Raw genomic sequence first — 13,846 nt, forward strand, 5'->3', positions numbered from 1 at the left:
CACTGCGACCGTTACATTTTATTTTTTCTTCAGTCTTTGGTATCGAAAGTGATATAAGAAAGCACCTGACAGAATCAAAAGTGTAGTGACGGAGATGGCAAGCCCGAGTGAAAGGTATGGTGTCCTGTATTCAAGCACTACTTTGTGTGTTCCTTTTGTTATCGGGACTCCGATAAAGGCAGAGTTAATCTCCAGTGATTTCGTGTTCACGCCATCCACCTTCACCCGCCAGCCTTCACTATATGGGATCGACAGAAAGAGAATCCCGTTTTTTGGGGCATAAATGCTTCCTGAAACATGGCCACTGGTTACCTTTACATTTTGCAATGATTGCTTTTGCTTTTCTTTCACCAGTTCCCGGTAGGTTTGAAAGGAGTTAAAGGTTAGCTTAAGCTCCTCCAGTTTATATTGTCCCGGCGATAGCTGAATCACGATCTCTTTTGGCTGCTCCACTCCACCAACTCGAAATACAACCTCATCTTTCGGATAATTATAAAGGGAATTTTCTCCAAAATAAATAAATCTCTTCTCATTTACATTCAGTTCATACCTGCCTCCGTCTGTTCTGCCAATCACCATGTCAACCAGCACTTCCCCTTGCTGTTTGTAAAAGAAGTTTTGGATAATCAGCTTTGCTTCTTGTTTGGCAGTCAGCAGATGACCTTTTAAAGAGGCATTGATCAGTTTTAGATTACTTTTTTTCACCGGAAAAGTTTTATCCTTTAATTGTGCGGGATTAAATGCGGGCAGCCCTGTGTCTGTCCCGTCCTTAACCACAGCCGCTTTGAGAAGCAATTGATCTCGTTCCGAAAAGTTGAGCCTGGCAAAGGTATGCTCATCTACCACAGCGTCATAGAAAAAACCGATCGGCAGCGTGAAGTTATTTTTCCAGATTTGATAGTCCCCCACCTCTTTTACCAGTGAATATCCATATGGCTGAAAAGCCCGTTCCCGATGGATTACGTAATATTTATTGGCCAGGGCAGTTCCCAAAAGCAAGCGATTATCCAATTTGTTAATTTGACTGGGGATATTTACCTGGAGAATGTTATACTCGTTTTTAAAGAAATTGTGAACATTACCGGATAATAAACTATTGTAAATTCCAAAGCCATTAAAATGATAAACCAACGCCTCATTAATATAATCTTCCTTATTGATAAGGGTTGTGCGATAAAAGCCGGGGTCATTCTTCTTAATATCCTGAAACATTTGAATATCTTTCGCTAATCCATACCATGAAAATACAGTATCAAGGCGCTTATCCAACGCTGCCGGATGCCCGTATAAGCTGCCGAAAGCAGACATATTCAAAAAGGATACATTGAGGAAAACGACAACGATGAGAGAAGCCGAAACGATTTCTCGCGGCCATTTGTTTTTCATCAACAAAATAACAGAAACGATGATCCCACACAAAAATATAAAGCAAACGCCAAACTTGTATAAAAAGATCAGATTGGTGCCGGGATCAGCCGTATGCTTACTTGTATCGGAGTCAAACCAGACGCCAAAACCTTTATACAAACAAAATAAACCCAGCAGAAACATTGAGAGCCCGATCATAGCCCTGGGTAAACGTACTTCTTTTCGTAAAAGTTCATCCAGGATAAATGAGGAAGTTACGGAAAATGTAAAAGAAAACAGATATAACCAGCGGTATTGCATGTTTGATAAACCATTAAATAAGGAATAAGTGAACGGAATCAAAGCCAGCAAAAAGATAAATAAAAGGAACCAAAATCTGATTTTCGTTTGTTTGTCACGAATCAAAAATCCGTAAAGAAACAGGAATAATACCAGCACAGGAAAGACCACAACAAAGCCTATTCTTTCAGTCAAAAAGAAAAGGTTGCCAAACAGTGCTTGATAAAAATCTTCACCAAAGAAAAGCGGAATCCGGATCTCAGAGTAAAACCGGTCCACATGCAGATAACTGTATACCGCAGGCAGAAATGCAAAAGCCGCTAATAAAAATCCGATCAAATAATAGAAGCCGGTTTTTACATAGTGCTTAAAAAATCCCAAGAAACTATATGTTTCTTCCTTTAAGAAATATTTCAAAATGGCATATAAGAACAAATAGATACTGCTGATAAATGCCAAATAGAAATTGGAGCAAACGATCAGGAACACAGCAAAAACAAATAAAGACTTTTTGTTTTTATCTATCAATCTTTCATAACCCAGAATAACGAGAGAGAGCCAAACCATTCCGTCAGCCATAAAATCATATCGCAGTGAGTAGATCATAAAATAGAGTGAACCGCCGTAGATGAGACTGCCGATAAGCGCTGACGTATTGGATCTCTTCAGACAACGCAACAAGTGGTAAAGAAAGATCATGGCAAGAAAAAGCTTAAAAATACTCATATATAATTTAAATTCAATGGTTGCCTTTAATGATGAAAGATCAAAAAGCATCGAAACCCAAAAGAACGGAGAGGTGGAGTAGTAGAAGAGATATCCGGCAAACAGGTCTCCCCCCAAACCATGTTCCCATGACCATGTAAAGTTCCCCTGTCCGTATTCATTCTGTAAAAAGGGGTAAAAATGAGCCAGTTGGGTCAGGGAATCGCAACATGCTTCACTAAAGTACGGTTTGAAATAAACAAAATAGGCATGAATAGCAATAGCCGAAACCAAAATTAGCCCATAGCACAGGAGAATATTCCTGGTGTTTTTAGAAATATTTAATTTTTTTTGGTTCATCAGGTTTTTCTTCTCCTTCTAAGAAGTAAATCTCCAGTTTATGCGTATTTCTCTATCACCATTTCAATAGAGAACATGATGTTTGTCCTGTCTCTCTTCACTTTTTTGGGTAAAACTTTCTTCTTCAACAATGTAGTGAGGTCTTTTTTTAGACTCGTAGTAGATTCTGCCAATATACTCCCCGATCAAACCAAGGAAAATTAATTGAATTCCGCCAAATAAAGATACAGACGCGATAATCGTAAAATACCCGGGAACATCCGGTCCATTTAACAGGGTTTTAATAAACATAAAAAGAACATATAAAATATCCAGCAGTGTCACGGTTAATCCCATATAGATGGCGATCCGCAACGGCTTATTGTTAAATGAAACCAGTCCATCAATGGCGTAGTTTAAAAGCTTCAGGAATGACCATTTACTGATGCCGGCTGTTCTGTTCACATTTTCAAATTCAATCATATGCTCTTTAAACCCAATCCACGAAAACAGTCCTTTTGAAAAACGATTATACTCATTTAAAGAGAGCAGCGCATTTACGGCTTGTCTACTTAACAGGCGAAAATCACCGACACCATCTGCTAAAGTAATATCTACAAACTGATTGATACACTTATAATAAATTTTTGAGACGAATGCTCTAAAAAACGATTCGCCTTTGCGATTTCGTTTTGCAATAACTTGATCGTAACCTTTCTCAAAATAGGAAATCATCTCCGGTATAAGCTCGGGGGGATGCTGTAAATCAGTATCCATAATGATAACGGCATCTCCTTTGGAAAAGTTTAAACCTGCCAACATGGCTCCTTCCTTTCCAAAGTTCCGACTGAATGAAATATAATTTACTTTTTTATCTCCCTTGGAAAGATCTCTTAAAATCTCCAAAGTACGATCCCTGCTGCCATCATTAATAAAAATAATTTCATAGTCGTATCTCGTTCTGTTCATTACTTTTGTAACTTCATCATAAAACTGCGGCAAAACTTCTTCTTCATTAAAACATGGTGCTATGATTGAAATCATTGGCTGTAAACCTACCTTTACTCAAAATCACTCAACTCTCATCTCATAGCGATTCCGGCGCAAAAAGAGCTGATGCACATCAGGTCTGTTCAGTCATTAAACGAAGTGTCTTCCCTGTGCATTCGCTGCTTAACATCAGGTCCCGTGTAAGTATCGTTAGCTTTCCTGACCAATATTTTCTTTGAAACGATAAAGGTAAATGGGATTGCGATTAATGAAGCGACCAATGGTGATATGTTTTTATCCCAACCTAACAGATCTACCAGAATATATACACTCCCGGTGGTTACTGAAATATTAACCACATAAGTTAAAGGAAACTGAAGAAATTTCTTTAGTGTCGGTTTTGTCTTATAAGTAAAATGAGTGTTCATAAAAAAAGAACCAATCATACTCAGGATAAAAGCGAGAATATGTGAGATCAGATAATCCAGCTTAATCAGGTGAATAAAAATCAAATACAACAAATAATAAATGGCTGTGTTAAGAGCACCTACGATGACAAATCGAATGATTTGATTATTGATGATCTTCATTTCTGTTTCTCCCTCAAAATAAGCTGAACTCCATCGGGATAACTTCTTGTTTTAGGTCTTGATTTCTATATATTTTCGTACTATAATCAAACTCGTGCTTCTCATTTGAAAATTTATAATAAATGTTCCTTATATATTTAGTTCGGAAGCAAGTCCATTTTTCTATCCCCGACAACTTGCCAGAAACTAATAACGGTTGGCATATAAAATCCCAACCGCTCAATTTTTCGAACGAAAGGAAAATCAGATAGAAATTTTTGATAAGTAATTTCGTTCTTTGACACCTGTGGTGGTTTACTGAGTACAATACCAACAAAACGGGGTAACTTTTGGATGGTATCTGTGAAGTACATTTCAATGAAGGCAAATCATTAAGAGCAGGAAGGAGGTACAGATTATAGAAATTTATATGATTATTGATTTCAACGAACGCCTTTATAAAAGCTCAACGGAACACTGTAAAACGGTAAATTAATGGAAAGACTCGTGGGTTGACAATAGTTGTTTGCTTGAAATAACGAACCGTTGTCAGGTATTGCAGACAGCGAAGCCTGGATTTAATCCTGATCCAACACGTTCAATCATTCTTGGGAACCAGCTTTTTCGACTCTTTTACGGAGAAGATGTTGATGACAGCCATTTGGCCAACCCACTGCGCAGGATATATAATTCACCGTTCACGTATGACCCGTCAGCTAATTTTTGACGCACTATATCTGAAAATATCTGCAATTAATTACCATTAATTTTTCACATATACACCAATTTTCGTTACATCCATATTTTACCCATTTTTCTTGCCGTTGCGGTAAAACTCGTGAAATAATTTGATCAATGCACGCTTTTCAATCCGTGACACATAGGATCGTGAAATTCCCAGTTCTTTTGCAATTTCCCGCTGCGTCTTTTCTTTTCCCCCACCCAAACCAAACCGGCAGCGAATCACTTCTTGTTCCCGTTCATCCAAGATGTGAATATGATTATAAATTTTCTTTTTCTCGATTTTCATTTGAACCTTATCTACCACTTCATCCCGCTCTGTGCCAAGTATATCAATTAAAGTGATTTCATTTCCTTCCTTGTCCGTTCCAATCGGATCATGAAGCGATACATCTTTGCGCGCTTTCTTGAGTGAACGAAGATGCATAAGGATCTCGTTCTCTATGCATCGGGCGGCATAAGTGGCCAGCTTGGTTCCTTTATTGGGCTGGTATGATTCGATTGCCTTTATCAGGCCAATCGTTCCGATGGAAATTAAATCTTCGGTATCTTCTCCCGTATTTTCAAACTTTTTTACAATGTGGGCCACCAGTCGCAGGTTATGTTCAATTAAGGTGTTTCGGGCTTGTGGGTCCCCTTCAGCCATCAACTTGAGATTCCGCTCTTCTTCCTGTTCCGTCAGGGGTTGGGGGAATGCATTATTTTTGATGTAGGAAACAAACAGGAGCATTTCTCTCAACAAGAGTGCAAGCGCTGTGATCAAACCAGACAACAGACCCGCCACCTCCATCCTGTTCATAAAAAGCCATTACTACTGTATGTGGTTGTGGAAAATAGGTGCATGACCTTCTTGATCGATGCATGTAGGGTTATCTGTCTATGTATATGTCAATGTACAATTGTCCTATGGCAAACCGTCAACAGCAATTAAAAAATTTCTCAAAAACAGCAGCCGAAAATTGACTCTCCCGCACTTTTGATGAAACCACTAGAAACCTGTCAACATTCTTAAATAATATAAATGTTAAAATAGATAAATAAAATGATTATTCACTCTTGATATTAACATTAGAGTCATAGTTACCGATTGCATGAAAAGATCGCGTCAGGAGTTTATGGAGACTCTTTGAAACGAGAAAATCACGGTTGACAACCTCTTTCAAAAAATATGCTTTTGGAAAGTTAACAAAAAAATGCTTCTCTATTAGGTTGGGAACACATTAACTTACTAGCGGCAATATCGTTTTTGACATAAACTTAACTCAAATGATTTGCGTTCATTAATGCCAAAAAGAGAAGCTGATTTCCTTAGTATTGGAGAAATCAGCTTCCTTTTATCCGAAAATAATGCTAAATTGTGATAAGAGGAATTGTGAATCATGACAACATTTAACTTTGTTCTAATTCACTCATTAACTGTGCAAGATTAGGATCATCAATATAATTTTCTATTGTAATGATCTTCTTATCTCTATGAGTTAATCTTGCTCTTTCATATAAATCTTTATGAACCACGATAATATCAGAATCCTGCGGAACGTCTTCTATCCTGAAATGTTTGACTTCGATGCCATTGATATTATTCTTCTGAAGTCTTTTTCTAAACGTAGTTGCACCCAGTGCACTGCTTCCTGCACCTGCATCACAAGCAAATGCAATTTTACTAACTTTATTAGTGGTTACTCTATCAATAGATGAACTTAGAATCTGTTTCCCTTCAGACTTCATTGACTTTGATCTTTCAACAGAACTGGAAAAGTCCTCTTCCTCATCAGTCTTCTTATCCAGTTTTAGAATGATAGAAGTTACGAGGAATGAAACTGCCGCAGCAACAAGAACACCTAAAATGATTCCTAAGAAGTTTCCTTTTGGTGTCAGTGCCAAGTATGCAAATATCGAACCCGGGCTTGGTCCAGCTACTAAGCCGGCATTAAATAGGTTGAACACGGTGATACCCGACATTCCTCCAGCAATCATAGCGAGAATTGTAAGTGGTTTCATTAATACATACGGGAAATACAATTCATGGATACCACCTAAAAAATGAATAATAATGGCACCTGGTGCGGTTCTTTTAGCAGCCTTTTTTCCAAAAAGACTAAATGCAAGCAGTAACCCTAAACCTGGTCCAGGGTTTGAAGCCACTGTAAAGAAGATTGATTTTCCTTCTTTTAGTGTTTCTTGCATTCCGAGTGGATAATAGATTCCTTGGTCAATGACATTATTCAAAAAAAGTACTTTGGCTGGTTCATTGATTAGCGAAAGCACTGGCAAAAACCCAGTAGCAACCAATGTTTTTATTGCAGATGTTACAATGTTATTTCCTGATTCAATCACTGGACCTATAATATAAAAGGACAAAATCATTAATAAAAATCCTAGAATACCTATTGAAAAGTTATTTACAATCATTTCAAATCCAGCTGGAATTTTATTTTCTATTGATTTATCAAATTTCTTAATCACCCAACCACCTAAAGGACCTATAATCATTGCCCCCAGGAACATTGGAATGTCTGATCCAACTATGAGTCCAATAGCTCCAATTGTTCCCATCACAGCTCCTCTTTGACCTGCGACCATCCTGCCCCCTGTACTAGCTAAAAGCAATGGCAAAAGATACGTTATTGCTGGGCCAACTATTTTGGCAAGTTGTTCATTGGGAACCCAACCGGTGGGAATAAAAAGTGCGGTAAGGATACCCCAAGCGATAAAAGCTCCTATATTAGGTAAAACCATATTGGTCAGGAAGCCACCAAATGCCTGTATCCGGGCACGGATCGAAGGGCTTTTAACTTCTGCACTGGCCATATTAAAACATCCCCTTTTCAAGTGAATTTTATTATTTAAATCATCTCCTGCATCCGTATTGGACGAATGCGGTTAATATTATTCTACTGATTCAATAAGCTCAATGATTTCTGCCTCACTACTTGCTTCTTTGAATTTGACCATGACATCTTCATCAATCAATAAAGAGGATAAGTCCGAAATCAACTCTAAATGTCCTGTCGTATCTTCAGCAGCTAAAACGAAAAGAATGTTTACATCTTTTTCTTCAGGAAAAAAAACCGGATCCTTCAGTTTTAGGCATGAGATCCCTGTTTTTAGCACTCCTCCATTATTTTTCGCATGGGGCATGGCAATTCCAGGGACAATGACCATATATGAGCCATTGACATTCACATTTTCAATCATATCCTGTACATATTTTCGGGTGATGTTTCCTTTATCCAGCAGGGGCTGGGCAGCAACCTTGATAGCTTCCTCCCAGGTAGGCACTGAATTAAGGAAATGGACATTATTTTTGAGGTATTGGCTTAACATGTTACCTCTCCTTTCTCAATGGGTCATTTTGTGATTGTTTTTCATTTTATCGTAATGCTTTGTGATCATCTCCTTCATTTTGGCATGTTCAATCTGTGAAAAATGTGAAATCGCCTTATCTATCCCATTCTCACGAATATAGCTTTGCAGTGCGAACGACTCCTCGTCTTCAGGGTTGTTGAACAGATAACCAGCAGCTATGGATGCCGCTAAATTTTCGAACGGTAACCCCAGCTTGAAGAGTTCCCTCGCTGGCTTCACCAACCGTTCTTCATAACCTAATTTCCTGATCGGCGATCGCCCGACACGCAAAATTTCATCACTTATATTGCTGTTTTTAAAACGCTTGAGCGTTTTTTCGATAAACTCAATCATTTCCTGAGAATCTGACCGATAAGTTTCAATCATATATTGGGAGGATTCCACCATCGCTGCCCTCACGATTCTTTCAACTTCCGGGTTCCTTAATGCTTTTGCAATGGTTGATTCACCTGTTAAAAATCCCAAATAAGCTGTGGCCGCATGACCCATATTCACAATGTATAATTTTCTTTCAATATAAGGCTTCAAGTTCTCTACGTAGATAGCATTGCTGATTAAAGGCAGATCAAAATTAACCATTTCTGATTTGTTAATCACCCACTCGAAGAATGGCTCAACAAGGGCAATTTCACCTTGGTCACCTTTTTTCGATAAAGCAAGGCGGTCAATCGCAGAGTTGGGAAAGCCAACATGGGAATTGATTTGAGTCATTTCCTCGACTGATATGATTTGTTCTATTTCTTTTTTTAAAGTAAGGGAAGCATTGATTGCGTTTTCATTGGCGATTACATCGATTTTCTTTCTATTTTGGGCGATTCTGTCTAAAAGGCCTTCTGCCAAGACTCTGGCTATATTGGGCAAATTGACGACCCCAACGGATGTAGTGATGATATCGACATTTACAATTGCTTCAATCACTTTTTCCTTTTGTGTAATACTGTTCAGGGCAGAAACAGGAGAGATTATTTCCACCGAATGCTCTTCGTCTAATAATTCAACTGAGTAGCTGTTCCTTTTATTTATACAGTCAATCATTTCCTGGTTCACATCCACAAAGCACACTTCATAACCGGTTTTGTTGAGCAAATTTCCGATTAAGCCCTTTCCAATTTTTCCAGCACCAAAATGCAGAGCTTTCATGTGTCTAATCTCCTTTACTATCAAATAACCTTATCTACACTAAAAGCCAACTCTAATTATTCCAAGTTCGCATGGTATTGCCAGAGAGCGTGCATATCAATATCTTTATCCTTGATTATCATTAGAGCAATCGTGTCGCCCAATAGGAGCAGGCTTTGTTCAAATAAGCTTGTCATTGGTTGTATCGACGGAATTTCACCTGGCAATTGCAGTTTCGTGCTGACAGGGATTTTAATAAAGAGATCTGCATATTCTCTCATTGAACTTTGTGGATTCGCACCAATATGGGCTACTGTCGCATTAAATTGTTTTGCTTTTTTAGCTATAATGAGCGGGAAAGCGGTTTCTCCACTGCCAGAGCCTACAATCAATAAATCTTTCTCGGTAATCGCCGGTTCCGTGATTTCTCCAACTATATAACAATTGATGCCAAGATGGGCAAATCTCTTGGCGATGGACTTTAGTGACAGCAGTACCCTGCCAACACCGACGAAGAATACCTTCTCCGCTTTCTGGATTTTGTCAATCAGCTGTTCTACTTCTTCGGTGTTAATATTGCGTAAAGTATTGCCCAGTTCATTGATAATATCCTGTGAAACTTCTCTGTAATTCACCATTTATTTCACCCCTGCATTTAGTCCTTTTGCGATAGCTTCTTCCACTAATCGTTTGTTTTCATCCAAACTATGATTTGGGAGAAACAGGCTTGTAGTCCCGGCAACCAGAATATCTGCGCCCGCCCTGACCAATCCAGGAATTGTATCTAAAGATACTCTTCCGTCGACTTCAATTCTTGTATCCAAGCCTCTCTTTTTAATTAATTGGCTCAAGTCCCCTACCTTTTTAACCGCGTAGGATACCTGGCTTTCGTTTTGATCAGTTGCAAAACCCGGGTTGATAAGCATTAAAAGCACAGTATCAACCTGTGGCAATACATAGTCCAGGGTGCATAAAGGAGTGGCCGGATTAAGCGCAGCCCCAACCTTCACCCCATTTTTTCTGATCAAATTGATATAGCGGTCAATATGGATACCACTTTCCAGGTGAAACGAGATTTGTTGGACACCGATATTGAGCATCTCCTGAATGAAAAACTCATTATTGTAAGCCATAATATGAACATCGAAATCCAAGTCGGTAATATTGCGCAATTGCTTCACAGTGTCAATTCCTAGCGGCATGCTTGGGCTGAACGCTCCGTCAATGATATCTATGTGTAATGTGTCTAATCCTGCACGCTTAATCTCTTCTACACTTTTCTCCAAGTTGCAGAGATCCGCGCACATAATGGAAGGTGCAATCGTGATTGCTCTATTATGCACGTTTCTGCCTCCTATATTGCGTTTTTTTGCTTGTAATTAAATTGTATAGCGTTTTCATTGCAAAGTAAAGCATATTTTTGCTTGTTTTCGCATGCTTTTTTTGCGCATTTATCTTTTTTAGAAGAAAAAATATGTTATACTGAAAGAAATAAAAAGAGGAGTAAATGAAGAATGTTAAAAGAAGAACGTCAACAAAGGATTTTACAAATTTTAAATGATGAACATAAAGTAATCGCCAGCGATTTAAGTAAACGTCTGTTTGTTTCAGAAGATACGATCAGAAGAGATTTAAAAGAATTGGATGCCCAGGGCCTGTTGAAAAGAGTTCACAGCGGGGCACTAAGGATTGGCCCTCCGGTAGTTGATTTTTCTACAAGACAAAATATATACAATGAAGTAAAAATCCGTTTGGCCCTTAAAGCAGTCGATTTTATAAAAGATAACATGGTCCTGTTGATCGATGGAGGAACAACGAACCTGCACCTGGTAAACCATCTTCCTTTATCCTTGAAGGCAACAATCATTACCAATAGCCCCCCCATTTCCATGGCATTATCCAATCACAAGAATGTTGAAGTTATCATGATCGGCGGCACTTTATTTAAAGAGTCGTTAGTTAACCTCGGAATAGATGCGGTGGAAACGCTGAACACCATGAGGGCCGACCTGTATATAATGGGGATTTATAATATAGATGCTCGTATCGGAATCAGCGTTCCAAGTAGATCGGAAGCTTTAGTAAAACGGAAAATGGCCTCCATTTCTACTGAAGTATTAGCTTTGGTTACGCCTGACAAGTTGGATACAGTTTCCAATCATATTGTATGTCCGTCTGATCATTTAACCTATCTGATTACTGAAAATGTTAAACCAGATGTAAAAGCTCTGTACGCCAATCAAGGAATCACTGTGGTGGATTAAATTTCAGTTACTCTATTATTAAATATCTTTTAAAAGGAGCAAATCTTTAAGGGGCAAATCTTTCATAAACATTTTCAATCAAATTGATACACTTGCTATCAGCGTGATTCGCACATTATTGATTGACGCCGTCCAGGCAGCTAAATTCAGATCATCTTGATTTGCCTATTGGTGCTGCTCCCATGGAGTATGTACTATGAACCAGACCAAAAAACCGTCATGTTTTAACAGAGACCGTTTTATCCTTTCGGCCAGACACGGTTCGATGCTGTTGTGTAGCCTGCTTCACTTATTGGGGTATGACTTGTCCATTGAAAATATTAAGAATTTCCGCCAATGGGACAATAAAACACCAGGACACCTGGAATATGGCCATACACCTGGTGTAGAAGCAACAACATTGCCACCGGGCCAGGGAATTCCATGGCTGTTGAAATAGCAATGGCAGAGTGTGCCACCTTGCAGTAACTTATAATAAGGAAAGATATGAATTGATTGATCACTAACTTATAGCATTTTGCAGTAATGCTAACGATAAATGCCCGATGACACCTCCTCAAATCCCACCAAAGCGCAAGGATCCGATGAAGAAGTGTGACAAGTTTTATCAGCGAGTAAGAGATCAAATTGAAGCCAGGATCATTCAGTTTGCAAAAAAACGGAAATAAATAACAGCCACATCCATCGTCGATGGATGTGGCTATTCTCATATTAATCAGGTTCGCGAAACAGTCTATAACAATTTTTTCATCCCCATGTCATCAACAAATGTTCCATCCAATTTACCGAAAGCCTGCTTTTCGATATAAACCTTGCCCTAATTGGTTAAAGGGAAGGTGAACAGTACCAGTTTATAAAAACTATTTTCTTTCGCCGTTCCTTCTAAACCAAGTCCTTTTCCACGCCAGTTGAGATTAATATAAACGGAAATATCCGCAACCCCTGCATCAGCATTCTGGCAACGGCTGGGCAAATGCATTGTTCTTGATATACAAAACAAAGTCAATCATCTCGCGGATCATCATTGCCAGAGCCGTTATGATTCCTCACAAGCTACTTCACCTCCATCAAAATGTAAATAGGACAGCATAATCAATACTCCACTGCATATCGCCAACACAAATCGAGAGCAAATCCAGCTTGCCAATCGTACATTCCCTTTATTCTTCAGGAGCGATTTTTCCACCCCCTTTTTTTGGCATTATTTTCTCAATTCGTCCCGTTGCTGCAATTAGCCTGGTTTCCCCCTCTGACCACTATCCCTTTACTCCTCCTACTGTCAGGCCGGCAATGAAAAAGCGTTGAAAGAAAAGGAACAAAACCAGCATGGGCAAAACGGTCAAGACCGAACCGGAAATCAGGATATTGTAATTATTTCCGTATGGTGTCAGCAAGCCTGACAATCCGATTGGCAAGTTCAGCATGTCATTGGTGCGCAATACGATTAACGGCCATAAGAAATTGTTCCAACTGTTCAACGCCTGGAGGATGCCCATCGCACCAAACGCGGGGATCATCAAAGGTGCCATCACCCTGAAGAAGATGCCAAACTCGGAACAACCGTCAATCCTGGCCGCATCCAAAAGCTCCTTGGGCAGTCCGAGCGTAAATTGGCGAAAAAAGAAGACGGCGAAAGGGGATACGGCAAAAGGAAGGATCACTCCCCAATACGTATTGATCAAATGAAAAGAGATCATTTCTTTGAACATAGGCAGCATCATAATCTCTACGGGAATCATCATGACAAACACAACCAAACCCAAAATAAAGTTTCTCCCTTTAAATCGGTAAATCGCCAGTGCATACCCCACCATGGACGAGAAAAACAAAGTAACAATTGTACTGAGGACGGTAAGAAGAACGCTATTCTTAAACCATTGCAAATATAATCGGGCCTCTTCAGAGAAAAGGTATCGGTAGTTGTTCAGGCTGAGTTTTTCCGGCTCAATGTGCAGGTTTAACCCGAAGCGCATCAATTCAGCCGCCGGATTTAAAGAAGCCAGCACAAGGGCACCAAAAGGAAACAGCACCAGGAAGGATAAGCAGATCAGGAAGAGAAACACTCCGACGGAAAGCGTTTTCTTTTTTGCCGTCATTTTTTGC

At 39.2% G+C, this 13,846-nt stretch carries 11 protein-coding genes and 2 pseudogenes; 2 read left to right on the forward strand and 11 right to left on the reverse strand.

The features are described 5' to 3' along the window. Positions 1–18: 18 nt before the first annotated feature. From I8U27_RS01450 to I8U27_RS01490, 9 genes are all read right to left on the reverse strand, one after another. Entirely contained in the window at positions 19–2,712 is a 2,694-nt protein-coding gene (locus I8U27_RS01450) for a YfhO family protein (protein WP_181750271.1), read from the reverse strand. A gap of 63 nt (positions 2,713–2,775) precedes the next feature. Beyond that, entirely contained in the window at positions 2,776–3,735 is a 960-nt protein-coding gene (locus tag I8U27_RS01455; RefSeq protein WP_181750270.1) for a glycosyltransferase family 2 protein, read from the reverse strand. Between the two features lie 89 nt (positions 3,736–3,824). Further along, entirely contained in the window at positions 3,825–4,271 is a 447-nt protein-coding gene (locus tag I8U27_RS01460) for a GtrA family protein (RefSeq protein WP_181750269.1), read from the reverse strand. A gap of 784 nt (positions 4,272–5,055) precedes the next feature. After that, complete coding sequence (gene sigK / locus I8U27_RS01465) at positions 5,056–5,763, reverse strand: RNA polymerase sporulation sigma factor SigK (protein WP_181750268.1); 708 nt, start codon at positions 5,761–5,763, stop codon at positions 5,056–5,058. A 617-nt stretch (positions 5,764–6,380) separates the two neighbouring features. Next, on the reverse strand, positions 6,381–7,802 hold the full coding sequence (locus I8U27_RS01470) for a PTS mannitol transporter subunit IICB (protein ID WP_181750267.1): 1,422 nt from the start codon (positions 7,800–7,802) through the stop codon (positions 6,381–6,383). A gap of 78 nt (positions 7,803–7,880) precedes the next feature. Then, on the reverse strand, positions 7,881–8,318 hold the full coding sequence (locus I8U27_RS01475) for a PTS sugar transporter subunit IIA (protein ID WP_181750266.1): 438 nt from the start codon (positions 8,316–8,318) through the stop codon (positions 7,881–7,883). A 15-nt stretch (positions 8,319–8,333) separates the two neighbouring features. Next, complete coding sequence (locus I8U27_RS01480) at positions 8,334–9,500, reverse strand: mannitol-1-phosphate 5-dehydrogenase (protein WP_181750265.1); 1,167 nt, start codon at positions 9,498–9,500, stop codon at positions 8,334–8,336. A gap of 56 nt (positions 9,501–9,556) precedes the next feature. Next, positions 9,557–10,117, reverse strand: coding sequence for a 6-phospho-3-hexuloisomerase (gene hxlB / locus I8U27_RS01485; protein ID WP_198065819.1), 561 nt, complete (start codon positions 10,115–10,117; stop codon positions 9,557–9,559). Next, entirely contained in the window at positions 10,118–10,822 is a 705-nt protein-coding gene (locus I8U27_RS01490) for a ribulose-phosphate 3-epimerase (protein ID WP_181750264.1), read from the reverse strand. A 171-nt stretch (positions 10,823–10,993) separates the two neighbouring features. Between I8U27_RS01490 and I8U27_RS01495 the strand changes: the two genes are divergently transcribed. Together I8U27_RS01495 and I8U27_RS01500 are read left to right on the forward strand one after the other, a co-directional pair. Beyond that, positions 10,994–11,743 carry a DeoR/GlpR family DNA-binding transcription regulator gene (locus I8U27_RS01495; RefSeq protein WP_181750263.1) on the forward strand — a complete coding sequence of 250 codons (750 nt, stop codon included), beginning with the start codon at positions 10,994–10,996 and terminating at the stop codon, positions 11,741–11,743. A gap of 70 nt (positions 11,744–11,813) precedes the next feature. Then, a pseudogene (locus tag I8U27_RS01500) lies at positions 11,814–12,246 on the forward strand (transketolase); the annotation flags it as partial. A gap of 230 nt (positions 12,247–12,476) precedes the next feature. Here I8U27_RS01500 and I8U27_RS21245 read toward each other — a convergent pair. Further along, positions 12,477–12,707 (reverse strand): annotated as a pseudogene (locus I8U27_RS21245) (N-acetyltransferase family protein); the annotation flags it as partial. Between the two features lie 292 nt (positions 12,708–12,999). After that, entirely contained in the window at positions 13,000–13,839 is an 840-nt protein-coding gene (locus tag I8U27_RS01505; protein WP_181750545.1) for a carbohydrate ABC transporter permease, read from the reverse strand. Positions 13,840–13,846 lie beyond the last annotated feature (7 nt).

The sequence above is a fragment of the Paenactinomyces guangxiensis genome (assembly GCF_016055185.1).
In the GTDB taxonomy this organism is placed as follows: domain Bacteria; phylum Bacillota; class Bacilli; order Thermoactinomycetales; family Thermoactinomycetaceae; genus Paenactinomyces; species Paenactinomyces guangxiensis.